16 protein-coding genes are annotated in these 20,066 nt (G+C 69.6%); 4 read left to right on the top strand and 12 right to left on the bottom strand.

Going from position 1 to position 20,066, the window contains the following annotated elements; all coding sequences use genetic code 11:
• Positions 1 to 146: 146 nt before the first annotated feature.
• The 7 genes from VFZ09_RS43440 to bioA all read right to left on the bottom strand — a co-directional run bounded on the left by VFZ09_RS43440 (position 147) and on the right by bioA (position 7,263).
• The gene (locus tag VFZ09_RS43440; protein ID WP_329733710.1) at positions 147 to 896 is read right to left on the bottom strand and encodes a DUF1338 domain-containing protein; all 750 of its coding nucleotides are present in this window, start codon (positions 894 to 896) and stop codon (positions 147 to 149) included.
• A gap of 46 nt (positions 897 to 942) precedes the next feature.
• Positions 943 to 1,752, bottom strand: a complete 810-nt coding sequence (locus tag VFZ09_RS43435; RefSeq protein WP_329733709.1) for a hypothetical protein — start codon at positions 1,750 to 1,752, stop codon at positions 943 to 945.
• Between the two features lie 8 nt (positions 1,753 to 1,760).
• Positions 1,761 to 3,062, bottom strand: a complete 1,302-nt coding sequence (locus tag VFZ09_RS43430; RefSeq protein ID WP_329733708.1) for an AAA family ATPase — start codon at positions 3,060 to 3,062, stop codon at positions 1,761 to 1,763.
• Positions 3,063 to 3,218: 156 nt separating this feature from the next.
• Positions 3,219 to 3,962 (bottom strand): alpha/beta hydrolase-fold protein, encoded by a 744-nt coding sequence (locus tag VFZ09_RS43425; RefSeq protein ID WP_329733707.1) that lies wholly within the window; start codon positions 3,960 to 3,962, stop codon positions 3,219 to 3,221.
• A 437-nt stretch (positions 3,963 to 4,399) separates the two neighbouring features.
• Complete coding sequence (locus tag VFZ09_RS43420) at positions 4,400 to 4,648, bottom strand: GlsB/YeaQ/YmgE family stress response membrane protein (RefSeq protein WP_329733706.1); 249 nt, start codon at positions 4,646 to 4,648, stop codon at positions 4,400 to 4,402.
• Between the two features lie 78 nt (positions 4,649 to 4,726).
• Positions 4,727 to 5,866 carry an NIF family HAD-type phosphatase gene (locus VFZ09_RS43415; RefSeq protein WP_329733705.1) on the bottom strand — a complete coding sequence of 380 codons (1,140 nt, stop codon included), beginning with the start codon at positions 5,864 to 5,866 and terminating at the stop codon, positions 4,727 to 4,729.
• Between the two features lie 59 nt (positions 5,867 to 5,925).
• Positions 5,926 to 7,263, bottom strand: coding sequence for an adenosylmethionine--8-amino-7-oxononanoate transaminase (gene bioA / locus VFZ09_RS43410; protein WP_329733704.1), 1,338 nt, complete (start codon positions 7,261 to 7,263; stop codon positions 5,926 to 5,928).
• Positions 7,264 to 7,385: 122 nt separating this feature from the next.
• Between bioA and VFZ09_RS43405 the strand changes: the two genes are divergently transcribed.
• Both VFZ09_RS43405 and VFZ09_RS43400 read left to right on the top strand, forming a co-directional pair.
• Positions 7,386 to 7,856: a cytochrome c gene (locus tag VFZ09_RS43405; protein WP_329733703.1), complete on the top strand. Its 471-nt coding sequence runs from the start codon at positions 7,386 to 7,388 to the stop codon at positions 7,854 to 7,856.
• Complete coding sequence (locus tag VFZ09_RS43400) at positions 7,853 to 8,224, top strand: DUF3565 domain-containing protein (RefSeq protein ID WP_329733702.1); 372 nt, start codon at positions 7,853 to 7,855, stop codon at positions 8,222 to 8,224. Before VFZ09_RS43405 ends, VFZ09_RS43400 begins: the two co-directional genes overlap by 4 nt.
• A 74-nt stretch (positions 8,225 to 8,298) precedes the next feature.
• Here VFZ09_RS43400 and VFZ09_RS43395 read toward each other — a convergent pair whose 3' ends face one another.
• Positions 8,299 to 9,564 (bottom strand): M20/M25/M40 family metallo-hydrolase, encoded by a 1,266-nt coding sequence (locus tag VFZ09_RS43395; protein ID WP_329733701.1) that lies wholly within the window; start codon positions 9,562 to 9,564, stop codon positions 8,299 to 8,301.
• A gap of 189 nt (positions 9,565 to 9,753) precedes the next feature.
• Positions 9,754 to 15,165: a trifunctional serine/threonine-protein kinase/ATP-binding protein/sensor histidine kinase gene (locus VFZ09_RS43390; protein WP_329733700.1), complete on the bottom strand. Its 5,412-nt coding sequence runs from the start codon at positions 15,163 to 15,165 to the stop codon at positions 9,754 to 9,756.
• Between the two features lie 121 nt (positions 15,166 to 15,286).
• Here VFZ09_RS43390 and VFZ09_RS43385 point away from each other — a divergent pair, with 121 nt between their 5' ends.
• Complete coding sequence (locus VFZ09_RS43385) at positions 15,287 to 16,453, top strand: GNAT family N-acetyltransferase (RefSeq protein ID WP_329733699.1); 1,167 nt, start codon at positions 15,287 to 15,289, stop codon at positions 16,451 to 16,453.
• Between the two features lie 53 nt (positions 16,454 to 16,506).
• Here VFZ09_RS43385 and VFZ09_RS43380 read toward each other — a convergent pair whose 3' ends face one another.
• Positions 16,507 to 17,043 carry a hypothetical protein gene (locus tag VFZ09_RS43380; protein ID WP_329733698.1) on the bottom strand — a complete coding sequence of 179 codons (537 nt, stop codon included), beginning with the start codon at positions 17,041 to 17,043 and terminating at the stop codon, positions 16,507 to 16,509.
• A gap of 38 nt (positions 17,044 to 17,081) precedes the next feature.
• Positions 17,082 to 18,065, bottom strand: a complete 984-nt coding sequence (locus tag VFZ09_RS43375) for a hypothetical protein (protein ID WP_329733697.1) — start codon at positions 18,063 to 18,065, stop codon at positions 17,082 to 17,084.
• A gap of 266 nt (positions 18,066 to 18,331) precedes the next feature.
• Between VFZ09_RS43375 and VFZ09_RS43370 the strand changes: the two genes are divergently transcribed.
• Entirely contained in the window at positions 18,332 to 19,018 is a 687-nt protein-coding gene (locus VFZ09_RS43370; protein ID WP_329733696.1) for a suppressor of fused domain protein, read from the top strand.
• Between the two features lie 81 nt (positions 19,019 to 19,099).
• On the opposite strand, the gene VFZ09_RS43365 is transcribed toward VFZ09_RS43370, so the two are convergent.
• Positions 19,100 to 20,023 carry a neuraminidase gene (locus VFZ09_RS43365; protein WP_329733695.1) on the bottom strand — a complete coding sequence of 308 codons (924 nt, stop codon included), beginning with the start codon at positions 20,021 to 20,023 and terminating at the stop codon, positions 19,100 to 19,102.
• Positions 20,024 to 20,066 lie beyond the last annotated feature (43 nt).

The following is a 20,066-nucleotide window of genomic DNA, read 5'->3' as shown; positions in this document are numbered from 1 at the left end:
CTTTCGAACCCGCACGGGGCTCAAGGGTGTGGATCTGCTCACGTCTGCCCGGAATGCAAGAAGGGCCCGGCCGGACGGCCACTGTCTGGCGAGGCGGAACGGAAGGCCTGGGGATGGAGGGACCTGCGCCCCGCGGCGGAGAAGTTCTAGGAGCGCTTCGTCATGTCGAAGAGGGCGCGGGCCTGGGGGCCGAGGAAGCCATCGAAGCCCTGCGAGCGCTGGGCGATCTCGAAGTAGGCATAGGGCCAGGTGCGCGTGCGCCCGTCGGCGAGCCGGATGGAGACGGGGGCGGCGCTGGTGGCCGTCTGGCGCAGGGCGGTGCCGGGCGCGCCCTCGATGTCGGCCTTCATGGGGACGCCGGCCTCGCGCATGCGGCGCTGCCACACCTCCACGTCATCCACGGAGCCGGTGAAGTGGTTCACCTTGCGGCCGAAGGCGAGCAGCCACGCGCCGTACTGGGACTCCTTCTCCAGGGTGAGGAGCGCGGACTCATCGGGCGGGGGCGGAGCGGAGAACCAGCCGGCGAGCGCCTCGATGGAGTCGGGGGCGGGAGGATCCACCGGGAGCGCGGCGAGGAGCCGCTGGGCCTCGGGAGAGAGCCGGTCGGCGAGGAGCTCGGAGATGAAGACGCGGGGGAGCCCCTCCGGATGGGACATGTAGATGGCGGAGAGGTGGGTATCGGGGAAGGAGTACTCGCCGGCGGGCTTCCAGCCGAAGCGCTCGAAGACGCGGGAGAAGAGGGCGATGCCCCCGCCGGGCCGGGCGAGGGAGCGCAGCGCGATGTGGTCATTGCGGAAGCCGCCGCCGGAGAGTTGGGCGAAGGTGCGCGCGTAGGGCACCTCCGCGGCGTAGCGCTCCCACAGCAGGTCCAGGAGTCGGGTGGCGTCAGAGCTCATGGCGCCCAGTCATAGCCGGAAGGCGGGAGCCTGCACAGGCGTGGCGCTACCAGTGAAGCGCCTCGGGTGCCTTGCGGAAGAGGAGCCGCAGCACGGGAAGCTCCCGGTGTTGCCTCTGCATCTCCTTCCACACCGTCCGGTGCGGTGCTCTCTGGACGGCCTTCCTACGCAGCTCGAGCTGGGCCGTGGGGGCTCTCCGCTCTCGCAGAGAGACGTATCGTGTCAGCATGTCCTGGTAGCCAACAAAGGCGGTCTCACGCGCTTTGCGGAGGTATTCGCGCTTGTTGAGTTGCAGGATGCGCAGCGTGTAATCCGCCCGTTCGTAGTTCCGCGTGCCCCGCTTCGCGCTCGGCTCGAAGTAGAAGGTGTCCCGGAGTTCGAGCACCAGAAACGCCATCGGATCTTCCGAGCGAGGATCGATGAGTGCCGGGAAGCCCTTCAACGGCGGTCTGGGGGGAGCCCCTCGGGGTCTGCTGACCTCCACCGGCTTGCGCGCCCGGGGAGGGAATACAGCGAACCGTTCGCTCTTGGGCCCGTTACAGCGGCCGCAGGCATAGAGATAGTTGCGCCAGGCGAACACCTGCTCCGGGTAGAGGTGCTTGGGCCAGATGTGGTCGATCTCGTCCGCAACCGAGTCCTCACAGTACCCACACCGCTGCTCTCCCGAGCACATCTCCGCCAGCGTTCGCCGCACTTCGGCGAAGGTCCTGTTCCTCGCGGTGTTGTGCTGCTCGAAAGCACGTCTCGCGGCATCAACCCGGGTGGCATGATTCGAATGCGCATCCACCTCGGCCTGCCACCGTTCGAGTTGGTGCAGCGCGGTGGCGGACAGCGCGATGTCGGGCAGCCGAAGCACGCCGGGCCTCACTGGTCCGAATCATGGACCGCCATGGACGCAGTCGGAAGACTCGCACGGAGCGCAGTCTGCTCCCGGCGCTCGGCAGCGCTCAGTCCCTGGCGCATTTCCTTCAGATTCAGCTTCGCCAGCCGCTGAAGCCGTTGCTTGGATTGTTCCGAGCGCGCGACGTCCTCTCCGAACAGTCCCGTGCCGTAGGCATCGAGCACGTTGCCGAAGATGAGCCGCTCAAGCTCCACGCCGGTCACCTGCCGGGCATCCTCATCCGTTCCGGGTCTAGGGAGCCGCCACACCGAGCCCACCTCCGCAGCCTGACACACCAGGGGGCTGTGGGTCGTGACGATGAACTGCATCTTCGGGAAGTGCTCGCGGAACCAGAGCCCCACCTTCCGCTGCCACGTCGGGTGCAGGTGCGCATCCACCTCATCGATGAGCACCACGCCCGGCACGTTCACCTTCGTGGGGTCCTTCGGATGGAAGACGTGTTTCGGCCCGTAAGTGGCAGCGAGTTGGCGGATGAGTTCGAAGGTCATACTCAGGATGGAGCGATAGCCATCGCTCAGGTCTTGCACCGGAACGGGATAATCGTTTCCATCCAAGAAGATTACTTCTCGAGAGGAGATCTTAAACAAACGTGCGCGATGCGGCAGAAAACCCGGCTGGTTGATGAATTTCACCAACGGTTTGAGCAACGCCCCTTCAGGGTCTTTTTCTAGCCTCTTGAATCGTAATTGCTGCAACCACCGGAGGCCCTCCGTAAGCGCCACGCTCTCATCGAAAACAGAGATGTGCCTAGCAAGCTGCGGGTTGGCCAGAAATAGCTTTTCGTAATCTTCATCGCCGCCGGTAAAACGCCGGAATGGGCCGTACGAGGCACAGAACCAGCCCGACCTACCGCTCCAGACGTGCTTACTTGGGTCAATCCTGTACTCTGGCCCGTCAAAAATCAATGGCATAGGCCGAATCCGGCCGCTAAAAGCCGAGGTCAGAGCAAGAGTGATCTTCAACTTATGTGCATGCTTTTCGGAAACCCTACCTTCGAATTTGTCGAGCTTCGAGTCTGGAATCAGCGTTAGATCAATTACCCCCGGTGACTTGCGCTCCCTGGGCCAACGCCCCCAATCCTGACGGAGCGCATCGACATCATCAGGTCCCACCAAAGCCAGGGCGATAGAGCGCAACACCGAGGACTTTCCGGAACCGTTGTCACCTAGAATGACGTGCCAGCCCGGAGCTCGCTGCAGAGGGATCTGCCAGTCCAGTTTCTGGATGGCGCGGATGTTCTCGATGCGGAATCGCGTCAGGTACATGGCTCGGGTACCACCGTAACCGTATCCGCGTGCCGGGCCAACGACTCCGACTCAACGGTGGTCGCACAACGCATTTTACCTAGTGGAGAGGTGGGACGAGACACCAGCACTCGCCGCTGCCGTTCCCACCCCATCCCCCCCCCCCGCGTGCGCGTCCTACTTCCCGCGCTTCTGCTTGAGCAGCCAGGTGCTCACGGCCTCGTCCATGTACACGGTGTCGAAGATGTCGTGGCCCAGGCCGGACAGCTCGGTGTAGCGCACCGAGTCGTTGCCCGAGGCCTTCAGCTGCTCCACGAGGGAGCGGCTCTCGGAGGCGGGCACCACCGCGTCCGCGTCTCCGTGCCACATCCACAGGGGCAGCCCCTTGAGCTTGCCCACCATCTCGCGATCCGGGTAGCGCCCGGCCACGGCCACCACCGCCGCGAAACGCTCCGGGTAGCGCCCGGCCAGTTGCACCACGCCCCGCGCTCCCATCGACTGGCCCGCCAGGTACACCCGCGTGCGGTCTCCCCCGTACTCCTGGATGGAGCGCTCCAGCGCCTCGAGCGCGAAGTCCGCCACGTCCCCACTCCAGTCCTTGTCGGGCGGACACTGCGGCAGCACCAGCACGGCCGGGTAGCGCTCCGGGTGCACCCGCGCCGCCTCCGCCAGGCTCTGCGTCCTCGGCAGCTGCCCATCCGTCCCCCGCGAGCCCGCTCCGTGCAGCGCCAGAATCACCGGCCACTTCGGCCCACTGCGGTAACCCGGTGGCAGGTACACCGAGTACACGTACGTCTCTCCTCGCACGGTGAGCGTCTTCGCCACGAACGTGCCGGAAGACCCGGCTGCAGTGGCAGCCCCACCCGCCTCGGGTGTCCCCGTCAGCAACCACGCCACCAGCACCATCGTCACCGTACCCATGAGCCTCCTCGCATACCCGCACAGGTCCTGTCTCGGGTCTTGGGAAAGCCTCGACGGTACCCCTCCGCCAGAGGAGACGGGACGCACTGCGCGCGAACTGGCGTCCAAGGGTTGCGTTTCCATCACCTCGCGCTTGCATCTGACCGCACAGGTGGGAAACTGCTGGCTGCGCGCGTCCTCGGGGTTTGACCTTGGAGGGGTTCCGCACTCCGAGGACGCGCGCAGTCGTTCGCAGCCTCGCTTCCCGCGGCGTGCCTTGGAGGGGTTCCCCCGCGGGCGGGCTGTCACGGGCGCACTTACAGGAAAAATGAGTCAGAACGCCAGTCCCTGGCGCGCGACGTCATGAGTGCCGCATCCGGTCACTCATCACTTCCGCTCATGGCTCTAGGCTGGCCTCATTAGCCTACACCATGGCGGGTTGTGTGCCTACCTCTTTCTCAGCCCAGCTTCCGCCCCAACCACAGCAGCACGATGGCGCCGATGATGGAGCCGATGAAACCGCTGGGCTGCATCAGGCGCCAGCTGTGCCCCGAGACGATGGAGCCAAGGAAGCCGCCCATGAACGAGCCGGCGATGCCCAGCAGGGTGGTCGCGATGAAGCCCATCGGCTGGCGGCCGGGCATGACGGCGCGGGCGATCAGCCCCGCCACCAGACCCATGATGATCAACAAAAACAGACCGAACATGCTGTCCTCGTTTGCTCTGGAATGAGACCCCAGTCTGCATGAAGTACGCCCCGGGGCGAACTCCATTGCAACGGACGCTCAGTAACGGGGGTCCACCACCTGGGGATGGCGGCGGACGTACTCGATGGCCCGCGCCCGATCGAAGCCGCCGCTGTCCACGAGGAACCGCACGGTGACCTGTCCGAGCGACGTGTAGGGCAGATAGGCCTCGGCGAACGGAACGCCCCGCGCGTCCATGTCCCGGACCGAGTCCTCGAGCTCCTGGACGACGGTGGGCAGGGCCTGCTCGAAGGCGCGGCGCAGCGCCGGGTCGCTGGTGGTGCAGAAGGACTCGGCCTCGAACTTCTTGAAGACGCGGGCGTTGCGCATCTGGAAGAGGCGCGTCGGGTTGTCGTCCACGATGATGACCCGGCGCAGCGACTCGTCGAAGACGCGAAGGTCCTTGGACGGCTCGCGCACGGGGTTGCCCTTCTTCGGATCGCTCACGCCCTCGGACTTCTCCTGCAGGACGAGGTAGCTGTTGGTGAGGATGCCGGCGATGGCGGGGTGCTCGGTGAGCGGGACGCCCCCGAGCTTCCAGTTCGCGAGGAGCTCGAGGGTGGGCGCGTCCACGTTGGCGGAGAAGAGGACGATGGCTCCGCCGAGCGCCTGGATGCGCTCGAAGGCCTGCTGCCAGCCGGGGACGAGCTTCACGTAGCGGACGCCGTCCTTCTTCGGGACCGCGAGATCATGACAGGCCTCGCCCACCTGGGCCGGGTAGTACTGGCTGAGGAGCGTCTCATCGAGGTCGAAGACGACGATGAAGCGGGCCTTGGCGAGCGCCTCGGGCTGGAGGCGGCTCTCGAGCTCACCGCGGCGGACGCGCTCGAGGGCGGTGTTGAAGGCGTCCACGGGCGCGGGGGCGGGCTGGGAGCGGATGAGGTCGCGGTAGTGGTTCTGCAGCTCGACGGCCTGCACCCGGGCGAGTTGGAAGCGCTCCATCAGACGGCTGATGTTGAAGAAGCGGCGCTCCTCCTCGTTCGGGCCGGCGTACTTGTCCACCCAGTCGGGCAGCGCCGGGATGGTGAGCGCATCGAGCTCGGCGCCCGAGGAGAGGCCCGTCGTGGACGTGGCGGTGGCGGTGGCGGTGGGCGGAGCCTCGGTCCGCTGGACGGAAGAGCCCGCCGCGCAACCGAGGAACGGCGTGGTGAGCAGCAGGAACAGCGCGAAACGGGACATGGGGTCTCCGGAGTCGAAGGTCTCCGACGGGTCCGACCATCGGACCAGTTGGGAAGGGTTCAGGCCCGGCCGGCCGCCACCTCGCGGAGGCTGGCCTCCACCCCGGCGAGCAGCTCGTCCAGGGCGGCGTCCGGGATGTTGAGCGCGGGGGCCACGTACACCGTGTCTCCCAGGGGGCGCAGGTACAGCCCGCGGCGCCGGGCGGCCTCGTACACGCGCCAGCCTCCCCGCGCCAGGTAGCCGCCCCCGCCGATGTCCACCGCCCCCACCATGCCGATGGCCCTCGGCTGCGTCACCCCGGGAATCGTCGCCGCCATCCGCTCGAAGGCGGCCTTCACCTTCGGCGCCTTGCGCGTCACCTGCCCCAGCACGTCCTCGTCCCGGTACACCGCGAGCACCTCGCGCGCCACCGCCGCGCCCAGCGGGTTGCCGCAGTACGAGTGCCCGTAATACAGCGCCCGCTCGCGCCCTCCGCCGAAGCCCGCGAATACCCGCTCGGTGGCCAGCGTCGCCGCGAAGGGCATCAGCCCTCCGGACAGCGCCTTCGCCATGCACAGCAGGTCCGGCACCACGCCCGCCAGGTCGCACGCGAAGCGCGCCCCCGTGCGCCCCAGGCCGGTGAAGACCTCGTCGGCGATGAGGAAGGTGTCCACCGCCCGCGTGGCCTCGCGCACCGCCCGGAGGAACTCGGGCGCGTACACCTGCATGCCCGCCGCGCCTTGAATGACGGGCTCAAGGATGACGGCGGCGATCTCGTCCGGGTGCTCGCGCAGCGTGGCCTCCACCCGGGCGAAGGCGCGTTCCCAGCCCTCGGGCTCCGCGGGGGACGGCACGTGCACCACGTCGAAGAGCAGCGGCCCGAAGATGTCGCGGAACAGCTGCACCCCGCCCACGCTCGTCGAGCCCATCGTCTCGCCGTGGAAGGCGCCCGAGAGCGTGATGAAGCGCGTGCGCCGGGGCCGGCCGTTCTGCGCCCAGTGCTGCGCCGCCATCTTGATGGCCACCTCCACCGCCGTGCTCCCGTTGTCCGAGTAGAAGACGCGCGAGAGCCGCTCCCCGGCCGGCAGGTCCGTGCGTCCGGCCCCCGGCGCCAGCGCGACCAGTTCCTGTGCCAGCCGTGCCGCGGGCTCGTGCGTCACGCCCGCGAGCGAGGTGTGCGGGAAGGTGCCGGCCTGCTCGGTGAGCGCGCGCACCAGCCTCGGGTGCCGGTGGCCCAGCGTGGACACCCACCACGAGCCGTTGGCGTCCAGGTAACGTGTGCCGTCCGCGTCATGGAGGTACGGGCCCTCGGCGCGCACCACCACCAACGGGTCCGTGCTCGCGATGTACTCGTCCATCGCGGTGTAGGGGTGCCACACGTACCGCTTGTCCAACGCGACGATGTCCGCGCGCTCCATGCTGGTTGCTCCTCCCGATGCGCGGCCCTCCCTATCACGCACTGTCCGGAGACAGGAGCTTCGGCGAGCCAGGACCCACCCGGCCATGGCGCTCCCGGTCATGGGACGGTAGAGAGGCCCTCATGGGAACGACCTCGAACCGCAAGCACACCTCCGGCCCGCTGGCGCGCACCGCGTCCCTGTCGATGGCCCTCCTCGCCCTCTCCGCCTGCTCCGAGCGGCAGGAGAAGCCCCCCTCGAGCCCTGGCGCGGCCACCGTCTTCAAGGACTCCCCCGCTCCGGCCTCTCCCTCGCCGCAGGCCCCCACGCCCACGGCCCAGCAGCAGGAGGGCAGCGAGCCGCCCGCCGCCGACGCGCGGTCCCCGGAGCAGCTCTTCTCCTCCCTCGGCTGCACGGCCTGCCATGGACCGGGCCGGGCCTACTCCGCCGTCCTCGCCAGGTCGCGCGACAAGGCGCCGGAAGTGGTCGCCATGTGGATCCTCGACCCCCAGAAGGTCAAGCCCGGAACGCTGATGCCCAGCTTCACCGGCCGCATCTCCACGGCCGAGGCGCTCGTGCTCGCCCAGTGGATCAAGGCCGGCAACCCCCCATGAAGCAGCCCATCACCGGCTTCCACCTCGATGAGGAGAACCACCAGGTCGCCGACCTGGCGTGTGGCCACCGGCAGCACATGCGCCATGACCCACCGTGGATGGAACGCCCGTGGATCCTCACGGAAGAGGGCCGGCGCAGCCGTCTGGGCATCGAGCTCGAGTGCAAGCGCTGCGACGAGGCCGCCCACGCGGTGGCCCAGGCCGTGCGTGAAGCCCTGATGTTGGCGGCCCGGGAGGCCTACGAGGAAGGCGGCCTGAGCGGCCTGTGCGCCGAGGGCCGATGGGATCTGGCGCTGGATGCGATGCGCGCGGCGGACCTCACGCCCGTCATCCAGCGCGCGCTCGGCCCGGAGCCCAAGAAGGGCTGAAACGGCACACCCCGGGCCGCGGCTCCTCGCGAGGCCACGGCACCGGGGTGGTGTTCACCACGGCTTCACCGGAACTACCGGCTGGCCTCGGCGTCCTCGGCCTGCAGGGCGATGGACGTGGTGCCCTTGGCCAGCTCGGCCATGTAGGCGGCGGCGAGCTTGGTGAACTTCACCGAGTTGGTCGCCGTGCCGGCCGTCTGCGCGAGCGTGTCGCTCGTGGTGTGGATGTACGGGTTGTCCTGGCCCATGAGCGCCTCGAAGGGGATGGAGGCCGGGTAGCCCTGGTTGTACCAGGAGGCGTGGTCCGAGCAGCCGTAGCCGCACGTGGTGCTCGTCGCGGTCACGCCCGGCAGGTACCTGGTGATGAGGTTGCGGATGAAGGTGTTCTGCGAGGCGTTGGTGTAATCGGACACCATGACGATGTCGTAGCTGGAGCCCCGGTAGTTGATCATGTCCAGCTGCAGCACGCCCACCACGTTGACACCGGTGCTCTTGTAGTTGGAGGCGATCGCCCCCGAGCCCCGCAGGCCGATCTCCTCGGCGGCGTAGGCCATGAACTTCACCGTGCGCGCCGGCCGGTAGCCCTTGGCCACGGCCACGCGGATGACCTCGGTGAGCGCGGCCACGCCCGAGGCGTCATCGTCCGCGCCCGGCGCCGCATAGGACGAGCCGCTGCCGTTGATGGAGTCCAGGTGCGCGCCGAGCACCACCACCTCGCTCGGCAGCGAGGTGCCCTGGATGGTGAGGATGACGGAGGGCTGCGGCGAGGTGGTGGTCGGGTGCACGAAGTTGGCCACCGTGATGTCCGAGCGCCCGCTGGCCAGCGTCGTCCACCGGCTCTTGAGCCACGTGGCCGCGTCGATGCCCGACTGCAGGTTGTAGCGGCGCGTCGTCCAGTTCGTCGACAGCGAGGTGATGGTGCTGCGGATGTTGCTCTCCGCCACCGCCGACATCAGCGAGTTGACCGCCGTGCCGTTGTCGATGGTGTAGCTGATCAGCGCCGCCACGGACTGCGCCGCGAGGCCCTGCTCCACCGCCGCCAGCGCCTGCTCCTCGGTGTCATGGGTGATGAAGCCCGCGCACCGGTTGAGCTTGTCGTGCATCACCTTGGACAGCTTCTCCAGCTGCGACTCGCGCACGCGCAGCACCGCCACCCCGTCCTTCTCGCGCGCCACCGCTCCGAACTCCGGCTCCTGCCCCTTGAACGACGTCCGCGCCGACTCCAGCGCGTCCGTACCAATGGAGATCCACACCTCCTTCTCCTTCGCGGGGGCCTCCGCGAACGCGGGCGTGGCACACACCAACATCAAGGCAACCGCACCGAACTTCGTCGTCCTCATGTGTTGCTCCTCGGCAAGGGGTGCTTCGTCTGAATGGTTTCCGCGGGACGGTTCTCTCCCGGCTCCCGGGAAGCCCGGCTTATCCATTCATCAGGGGGCTGGGTCCAATCCCTACATCTCGCGAAAAAACCCACGATGTAGGATTTTGAACGATTCCAGCGCCCCCGTGAGCACCCCGTCCGGAGAGGCTCAGGCGGTCTCGCGGAGCTGCGCGACCGAGGAGGGGCCGGCCACCGGCAGCTCCAGGGTGAAGCTCGAGCCCCGCCCGGGCCCCTCGCTGGCGGCGACCAGGGCGCCCCCCATCTCCCGGGCGGTGTTGGCGGCCCAGTGCAGCCCGTAGCCCAGGCTCCCCGGGCGCGTGGTGAAGCCGAACTGGAAGACGCGCTGCAGGTCCTCCGCGGCGATTCCCACGCCGTTGTCGCGCACCACCAGTTGGAAGCGCCCCGGCGCACAGGGGCGCGCCTCGATGCGCAGGCACTTGTCCTCCCGCCCCACGTCCTGCAGCGCCTGCTTCGCGTTGCTGATGAGGTTGACCAGGATGTGCAGCGCCTTGTGCCGCTCGAGCGAGACGACGGGCAGCCGCGCCAGGTCCCGCTCGACACGCACCTGGTGCCGGGTGAGCGAGGACTGCTGCATGCGGAGCGCGTCCTCGATGAGCGCCGGCACGTCCACCGGCTCCACGAGCCGCGGGCCATGGGCGTACGCCTGCTGCACGTGGATGGTCGCTCCAATCTGCTCGAGGTTGGCCTTCATGGACCGCAGGTCCTCGAGCATGAGGTCCCCGTCCCGCCGCAACCGGTCCCCCAGCTTGTCGAGGTACTCGGGGAGCAGCCGCACCCGGGGGTCCGGCTCGGGCGTGGCGGAGCGTTGCTCGCGCTCCAGCAACAACCGGGCGCTCTTCTTCAACTGGTCCACGGGCAGGTGGGCCACGTCGTGGGTGAGGCTCTCGGTGGTCACCACCAGCGAGTTGAGCGCGTTGCCGATGTTGTGCAGCACCCCGCTGGCGATCTCCGCCATGCCCGCGCGGTGGGCCATGTCCACGAGCTGCTTGTGGGCCGACTCCAGCTCGCTCGTGCGCTCGCGGACGCGCTGCTCCAGGCTGCCGTAGAGCGCCGCGTTCTCCAGCGAGAGCGCGAGCTGCGAGGCCAGCAGCGTGAGGATCTGCAGGTGCCGGGAGGTGAAGACGCCCGGGGCCAGGTTGTTCTCCAGGTAGACGACGAGCAGCAGCCGGCCCTGGTGGAAGAGGGGCATCGACAGGGCGGAGCGGGGCGACTGGCGGTGGACGTAGGGGTCGTCGCGCAGGAAGTCGTCGCGCGACAGGTCCTGCACCAGCATGGGCTGCTGCGCCCGGATGGAGAGGCGCACGAGCGAGGCCGGTACGTGGTCGGCGCCCGCGGGCGTGCCCGATGCGTAGCGGTGGGTCTCCTTCGTGAGGGCGGTGTGCTCCATCACCATGGAGAGGTGCTGCCGCTCCTCCCGGAGGAGCACGCAGCGCTGGGCCCCGGCGTTCTCGCAGAGGATGACCACCACGCGCTCCAGGAGCCGGTCCAGGTTCATCTCCGAGAAGAACACCCGCGAGGCCGCCAGGACGCTCTGGAGATCCAACAGGGCCAGATCGGTCCGTGTCTCACCCGAGGCGTGCGGCTCGTGGCTCCCGGGGGGATGGGCGGGCAGGCCCTGCTCGGCGTAGCGGGCGGTGAGGTGGCGCAGCAGGGCGTGCGCTCCCCAGCGCGAGCAGGCTTCATACGCATCGTGCAGGTGCGGCCTCGCGCGGTGCCCCAGGCCCCACTCGAGGAAGAACCGGGCGGCCAGCTCGTGGGCGAGCGCCTCGTCGTTGGGTTGGTCGTGCTCCCGGGCGAGCGCGATGGCCCGGTCGTAGTGCTCCAGGGCCTCGGCGCGGGCGCCGCGCACCCGGCAGCGCTCGGCCTCCACCAGGTGGTACGGGTGGAGGAAGTTCATGGGCGCCGAGCGGGCCCAGCGCTCCATGCGCCGCTGGTTGGCGGCGACCCGCTCCAGCGCCGGGCTCCGCGCCGCCTCGTCCAGCTCGGGCAGCAGGGCGAGCCGCGCCAGGGAGTCGAAGAAGAAGTAGCGCGGAACGAGGAGCTGGGCCGCCACCGCCGGCAGGAAGGGCTCGGCCGCGTCGGCGCTCTCCACCGCCAGCCGGTACCGCCCGAAGAGGTAGGCCAGCATCAGCTTGTTCACGTACGCGATGCAGGTGGCCGTGCCGTCGCCGTCCGCCAGGTAGCGCGGGAGCAGCTCGTCCTCGTTCCACGCGCGCCCCACCAGGTGCCAGGGCGTCTCCCCCTCGCCCGAGAGGTTCAACGCCGCCTGCTGGTACACCGCGTACTGCCGGAGCGTCACGGCGCGGTGGTGGTGCACGAGGACCTCGCGGTACTCGTCCATCTCCCCGGTGAGGGGGCCGAGCGGCCGCCCCAGCAGGAACGAGTGGTGGCAGTAGAAGTCCGCCGCCCACCCCATGAACTCGAGGTCCCCCGTCTCCAGCCCGCTGGCGTGCGCGTCCAGCAGGGGCTTCAGCGTCTCCCGCACGTGGCGCTTCCAGGGGATCGTCATCGCGTTGACCACGTAGAGCGTCTTCGCGCGGGGCTCCCGGGCGTCGAAGCGCTCCAGGATTTTCAGCGCCAGCTGGCCGGCCTGGTAGCCCGCGTCGAGCTCGTCGAACACCCCGCAGAGGATGAGCCCGAACATCGCGAAGGTGGAGGCCGCGATGGGCGCGACGCCATGGCGCATGGTCAGCACCACCGTGCGGAAGACGAGCAGCGGCAACAGCTCGGGCCTCGTCTGGTACGCGGGGGGCGCCAGCAGGGTCATGAGCCGCACCGCCGCGAGCAATCCGGCATCCGTCATCTGGGGCAGGGAGAGGAAGCGCTCCGGCGGGCCCTCCCCCACCGCGGCACGGACCTCCTCGAGCGCCCGCTGAACGTCCTCGGACCGGGGCGCCGCCGGGAACTCCACCCCCAGCTGCTTCAGCACGTGCAGCCCGCTCTCGAGCGCGTAGGCGAGCCGCTCCTGGGCCACCGCCGTCTGGATGCGGATTTCGTACACGCGTACGCGGTCCAGCACCGATTGCGCGTGGGACAGCACGGCGTCCACCAGCTCGTCCTGACGGGAGAAGCGCTTGCTGAGCCACGCCGCGCTCGCCGCCTCCTCGTGAAGGGCGAGCGTCAGCGCGTAGTCCGTCCGCCAGCTCTCCGGCGCCAGGAGCGACAGGCCCGCCTCCAGGTACTCCCGGGCCACGTCATACGCGGTGGACGCCAGGGCCCGCCTGCCGGCCCGCAGGTTCAGCCCCGCGAGCTCGCGGCGCTCCGTCCCCTCCACCAGGAGCGTCCGGGCGAGGTTGAGGTGGTTGACGATGTCGAAGAGCTGCTCCTCCCGCTCCTGCGCGGAGGCCGTCTCGAGCAGGCGCCGGCCGATCTCCAGGTGGGTCCGCCGCCGCTCCGCCTCCGGGATGAGCGAGTACGCCGCCTGCTGCACCCGATCGTGCAGGAAGCGGTAGCGCGCCGAGCGGGGCTCCACGCCCGCCTGCTCCAGGCCCAGGGGCTCCTGGTAGAACTTGTAGACCTCCGACGTGGGGAGGATGAAGCCCTCCAGCAGCGCGTGCCACAGCGCCACGGCCGTCTCCGGCTCGGACTGCCCATGCACCCGGGAGAGCGTCGCCAGGTCGAAGCGGCTGCCGATGCACGCGGCGAGCTCGAGCACCTCGCGCGTCTCCTCCGGCAGGAGCTGGAGCTGCCCGGCGAGCAACTCCACCACGTCCGCGGACACGGACAGCGCGCGCACCTGGGCGAGGTCGCACTGCCACATGTGCGCCGTGGCGTCGTAGCTCACCAGGCCCTGCTGGAAGAGGAGCTTGAGGTACTGGGCGGTGAAGAAGGGGTTGCCCAGGGTCTTCTGGTAGAGGAGCTCCGTCAGGGGCCGGGCCCGCTCCAGCGAGCACGAGAGCGTCTCCGCCACCAGCTCGTTCACCGCCCCCTCCGTCAGCGGCGCCAGCATCATCGGGTGCACCGGCACGCCCGCCTGGAGGATCTCCTCCAACGTGCGCTGGAGGGGGTGGGCCGCCGTCACCTCGTTGTCCCGGTAGGCGCCAATCACCAGCAGCCGCGCGGAGCCTGGCTCGGTGGCCAGCAGGTGCAACATCTTCAGCGAGGCCGGGTCCGCCCACTGCAGGTCATCGAGGAACACCACGAGCGGGTGCTCCTCCGTCGCGAACACGCGGACGAGCCGCAGGAAGAGCCGGTGGAAGCGCTGCTGCGCGGCGGCGGGCGCCAGCTCCTCCACCTCGGCCTGCGGGCCGAGGATGCACTCCAGCTCCGGCAGCACGTCCACCATCACCCGCCCCTCTCCGTCCAGGGCCTCCAGCAGCCGCTGCTTCCACGCCTCGAGCCGCTCGCCGCTCTCCGACTGGAGCTGCCGCGCCAGGCTGGAGAGCGCCTGCACCAGGGCCGAGTACGGAATGCTCCGCCCGAGCTGGTCGAACTTGCCCAAGACGAAGAAGCCCCGGGAGCGGACGACGGGCTTGTGGAGCTCGTGTACCACCGCCGTCTTGCCGATGCCCGAGGCACCCGCCACCAGCAGCAACTCCATGTGCCCCTGGCACACCCGGTCGAACGCCTGGAGCAGCGTGCGCACCTCCTCGCGCCGGCCGTAGAGCTTCTCCGGGAGGAGGAACCGGTCGGAGACGTCGCGCCGCGCCAGCTCGAAGGCCGGGACGCTCCCGTGCTCGCGCAGGGCGTCGAGGCAGGTGCGCAGATCATGCCGGAGCCCGTAGGCGCTCGCGTAGCGCTCCTCGGCCGCCTTGGCCATGAGCTTGAGCACGATGCGCTCGAGCATCTCCGGGATGGCGGGGTTGAGCTCGCGCGGCGGCAGCGGGGGACGCGCCAGGTGGCAGTGGGCGAGCTCCAGCGGGTGGGTGGCCTGGAAGGGAAGCTGGCCGGTGAGCAGCTCGTAGAGCGTCACGCCGAGCGAGTAGAAGTCGGTGCGGTAGTCGATGCCCCGGTTCATCCGCCCGGTCTGCTCGGGAGACATATAGGCCGGCGTCCCCTCGATGAGCTCCGGGCTCTCGAGCGTCTGGGACTCCCGGGGCAGCCGCGAGGCGATGCTGAAGTCCGTCAGCTGGACATCGCGCGTCTCGGGGTGGATGAGGATGTTGTGCGGCTTGAGGTCCTTGTGGATGACGCGGTGCTGGTAGAGCCCCTCGAGCGTCTCGGCCAGGGAGATGCCGATCTCCAGCACCTGCCGCACGGTGAGCGGATGGGTCTCCCGGTAGTCCTCCAGCGAGACGTACCCCGCATCCGCCATGATGATGGCGAAGCCGTTGTGGCAGCGCTCGAGCGCCAGGGGCGAGACGACGCCCCGGAGCTGGAGACCGCGCGTGATGGTGTACTGGTTGCGGAACTGGAGCAGCTCGGAGAACGAGGGCCGCTCGGCGCGCAGCAGCTTGAGGATGACGGGGGCCTCGTCTCGCAGACGGCGTGCCCGGTAGAGCAGGGACCTCGCGCTCGCGTGGAGCAGCGCGCCCACCTGGTAGCCGGGAATGGAGGGGACGAGAGCCGGGGGTGCCGCGCCATCGGAGGACTGCTTCATGGACGAATTGTCCATTGATTCCCCAGGTTGCGGCCATCCGATTCCACACTCCGTCCGCTACCCTGCCCTTCAGGTAAGGTTGCGCGGCGAGCGCGCCGTGCCCGCGTTAGAAGGAGTCCTCGTGGCCGCCGACCTCCGCCTCCGAATCCTCGAGTCCATCACCGATGTCCCCGCCGCCGCCTGGGACGCTCTCGCCGGGCCCGATGCGCCTCCGTTCATCCGCCATGCGTGGCTGTCCGCCATGGAGGAGAGTGGCAGCGCCCGGCTGGAGACGGGCTGGGAGCCCCAGCACCTGACGCTCTGGCGAGGGAAACGGCTGGTCGCCGCCTCGCCCGCCTACCGCAAGCACCACAGCATGGGCGAGTACATCTACGACTTCTCCTGGGCCGGCGCCGCCGAGCGGCTCGGCATCGAGTACTACCCCAAGCTCGTCGTCGGCGCCCCGCTCTCGCCGGCCACCAGCCCGCGCTTCCTCATCGCCGCCGGGGAGGAGGTGGGCCCACTGCGGCTCGCGCTCATCCAGGCCGCCATCGAGAGCGCTCGCGAGGGAGGCTGCTCCTCCGTGCATTTCCTCTACCCCCGTGAGGACGAGGCGGAGCTGCTCGAGGAGCAGGGGCTGGCGCGGCGGATTACCCTGCAATTCCACTGGAAGAACCCGGGCTACCGCAGCTACGACGACTACCTGGCGCGGTTCGACTCCAAGCGCCGCTCGCAGCTCAAGCGCGAGCGCGGGGCCGCGGCCAACCAGGGCATCCTCATCCGCACGGTGCGAGGCCAGGAGCTGGGGCTCGAGCACGCCCGGCGCGCCTATGGCTTCTACGAGGCCACGTGCGAGAGCCGGGGGCCGTGGGGCCAGGTGCAGCTCAACGAGGACTTCTTCGTACGCGCCTTCCGCTCGCTGCCGGAGATGGTGGAGCTGGTGCAGGCCGAGCACCAGGGGAAGGTGATCGCCGGGGCGTTCAACCTCGTCACGGCCGAGCGGCTGTATGGGCGGTACTGGGGGTGCCACGAGGAGCACCCGTTCCTGCACTTCCACGTGTGCCTGTACCACTCGGTGGACGAGTGCATCCAGGCGGGGCGCAAGGTGTTCGAGCCCGGGGCGGGTGGAGAGCACAAGATTGCGAGGGGCTTCGAGCCCACGGCGGTGCACAGCGCGCACCTGCTCTTCGACGAGACACTGGACAGGGCGGTGCGCGACTTCCTGCGGCGCGAGCACGCGCACCTGAAGCCCGCCGTCGAGCAGGCCGAGCAGCTCGCCGGTCTCAAGCCCTGGCCCATGACGGGTTGATATTTCCCCTCTCCCGAGGGGAGAGGGGATGGTGCGGAGAGAGGGAATGGTGCTCAGTAACGCACGTCCAGGCTCGGCAGCAGCAGCTTGGCCTCCCCCTGCGTCTGGAGCGACTGCTTCAAATCCAGGTGCACCACCGCGCGGCCGTGCTCGGACAGGTACGCCAGCGGCGCCTCGAAGCGCAGCGGCGCCACCCGCGTGTCGATGACTCCGCCCTCCGACGACGCCTCGTAACCACCGAAGTCGTCGAACGTCACCTCCACCTTCACCCGCTCCACGCCCTCGGGCACGAGGAAGAGGCCCACCAGGTGCGCCTGCTCCGGGTGCGTGAGCTCCATCGGGAAGCGGGACTTGAGGCGCACCGGCAGCGCTTCCCCCTCCACCGTGGTGACGGAGATGCGGCGCACCTGCACCAGCGCCGAGTCATACCCCGGATTGTTCACCCCCTTGAGGCGCAGCTCGAAGCGCTGGCCCTGCGCGTCCGCGGGAAAGTCCGGGCCCGGGCCCGTCGTCTCCGTCCGGGACGCGCCACCGCAGCCCCCGAGCCCGAGCGCCACCGCGCCCACCACCGACAGCATGAGCTTCTTCATGGTGAATGTTCTCCTGGAAGGTGTGTGAAGGCAGGGGCCTACCGGCGGCCCGGCTCCAGCGGATCCACGGCGATACGGGCCGCGTGAGCCGGCGTGGCCCGCCCCGCGTCGAAGCCCCCGGGCAGCGGCTTGCCGAGCCCCGCGTCATTGTGGCGGCCCAGCTCCCGCACCAGCCGCTCCAGCCCCGTCTCCCCCGAGGTGCCCCCCAGGGTGCGCAGCGCCGCGTCCAGCGCCCGGCCCCGCTTCTCACTGGCCCCGAAGAGCCGCTCGTTGCAGGTGGCCACCAGCGCCTCGCGCGCCAGCTCGAAGCGCAGGGCGTCCGTCTCGGTGCGCACCCCGCCATGGCGGTCCAGGCCGGGGCTCGCCCACAGCAGGCCCAGCGCCTGCTCCAGCGACTCCACCCGCGCCACGCCCAGCTCCAGGCCGCCCCCCGCGAGACACTGCTGCAGCGCCTGCTCGTGCACCTTGAAGAAGCCCGCGTTGCGCGAGGGCCCCGGCGCCACCGGGCTCGGCGTCTCCACGCAGCCGGGGTCGTCCGGCGGACACGTCAGCTCGCAGTCCACGAAGGGCTCGCAGCAGGTGACGCGCGCGGCGCACTGCGTCTCGCCCAGGGCCCACTTCACCCGGAGCGCGCTGTCGAAGCTGTCATCCACCCGCCCGTCACTGGCCGCCAGCGCCTGGCAGGCCTCGGGCGTGTCCAGCTTCAGCTCGAAGGTGGCGTCGCGCGACTCCCCCACCCCCACCCCCATCGGCGTGGGGAACGGCGTGCCGAAGCCGTAGCGCGCCAGCAGCGGGTCCTCCACGAGGTCCGCCACCGACTCCCCCGTGGGGTGGACGTTCCTCAGCTTGTAGTGGAAGCGCAGCGTGGCCGGAAACTTCGTCACCCGGGGGGCCTCGCCCGGGGTGCCCTGCCCCTCTCCCTTCACCTGGACGCGCTTGTCACAGGTGAACTCGTGAGCACTCGCCGCCCCCGCCCCCGCCAGCACCACGGCCATGGCCGCGGCCTTCCATCCCCTCTGCATGTCGCTCCTCCAGGTGTGGACCCGAGCGCCCTGGCTGCTCGTCCCTCCGTTCCCCTTCACGACCCATACCGGGCGCCCCGGTGCCCACTTCGTCCACCAACGGTCGCCTCATGGGTACAGCGTGCAACAGGGGTGCCTGCCTGCCTGCCCGGGGTTGGGAAGCGGTGCGCCATGGAGTGGGAAGGAGGTTGCCCACCCAGGGAGCGGACATTCCACGTGCAGGAAAAGTGAATCGCGAGGGAACAACCCGTTAGAGTCCCCTGGCTATGAAAGCGCCTGAGACGGATGAGGCCTTCTGCCAGTGGTATGAGGACTGCTGGGCGGATCGTGACGAGGTGGAGTACCCGAAGCTCTTCGGGACCATCAGCGAAGAGGTCTACACGCTGGAGCAGACTGGTGCGTTGGAGGCCTGGCTCGAGAGCGAGCTGGCCGAGGTGAAGGAGCTGGACCCGAACTGGGGAGGCATGGGCGTGCGCGTGGCGCCGCCGAGTCCCGAGTACCCCTACTGGACGTACGTGACGAGTGGCCTGTCCAACCCCATCACGCTGGCCCCGGGAGAGGAAGTCGACCCCAACTCCCCCAGCGGTGTCGGGTACGAGATGGTCATCCACACGACGGAGGAGGCGAAGTGGCCGGTGCTCCGGCTGCTGGACATGATGGCCTACAACCTGGTGTGCATGCGGGCATTCGCGGTGGGGCACCGCTACCCGGTGGAGGGCACGCTCACGGGCGGTGAGACGCAGCTCAACGGCTTCGTCTTCGTGATCGACCCCTCGCGCCCCACGCACTTCCAGCTCGAGTCGGGCAAGGTGCAGCTGCTCACCCTGGTGGGCGTGACGAAGAACGAGATGGCCTTCTCGCGCTCCAACGGCATGGACCGGCTGATGGCGAAGCTGGTGGCCGCGGGCACCGGCTACATCACCGACCCGGCCCGGGAGCAGGTGCCGCTCTAGTCCCCACGCATCCCCACCTCCAGCCCCCTCTCCTTCCGGGGAGAGGGGCGGGACGGAGGGTCTCCCGGTCCGGAGACCCTCTCACCCCACGCGGCCGTAGACGCCACCGCGGATGTCCACGCCAACGCCCCACTCGCGGCCGGCGATGTCCACCTGGGGCCCGAGCGGCAGCGAGTAGCTCGCCCACGTGAGGCCCCCGTCCTCGCTCACGTGGAGCGCCGGGTCCGCGCCCTTCGAGGGGTCCACCCCGCGGGTGAGCAGGCGCAGCACGCCGTCCGCGGCCACGAGCCGCAGCGGCTCACGGCCCTGGGGCAGCGGCTCCAGCCAACGCACCCCGGAGCCCTGGCGCTCGCCCACGCGGGCCTGTCCGTCCACCACCGCGGCCACGAAGGCCCCGTCCACGTCCACCACGCGGGCCGCGCCCACGTTCAGCTGGCTCCACGTGGCGCCACCGTCCGTGCTGACGGAGAGCGTCCGGCCCAGCAGCGCCACGCCGCCCTCGACACGCCGCAGCCGCTCGGTGTGCGGGTTGCGCTCGCCCTCGAGCTCCAGCTCCATCCACGAGGCGCCGCCGTCCGTGGTGCGCCCCAGGAAGAAGGCGCCCAGCACCCAGATCTCCTGCTCGCTGATGGCCAGCACCTGGCCGAGGCTCGGCGCGCCCACCAGCCCGCGGCCCTGCCACTGCTGGCCGCCGTCCGTGGACACCAGCAGGTGGTAGTCCGAGCCCGAGCCCGAGGGCTTGAGCGAGCCGCCAATGGCGACGGCCAGCGCCCCGTGGCAGTCCATGGCTTGAATCCAGCCGGGACCCTCCCAGACCTTCGTCACGGCCCCGGCGGCGGCGCGATGAATCGAGGCGCGGCGGGCCTTCATCCGCTCCAGCAGGCCGATACCGGGCGGCTCCGCCACGGCGCCGATGAGGCCGAAGCCCTCACGGCTCGCGGCCACCGCTCCGGCCTTCAGTCCCTCGGACAGCTCTCCCAGCCTCTCCCAGTCTTTCTCCGGCACGCGTCAACCTCGGCAGCTCGAATCCGGGCGCGAAGATGCCAGC

The organism is Archangium sp. (assembly GCF_036277355.1).
Lineage (GTDB): Bacteria > Myxococcota > Myxococcia > Myxococcales > Myxococcaceae > Archangium.
Note: the sequence above shows the minus strand (reverse complement) of the source record. Positions and strands in the feature narration are given on the sequence as shown.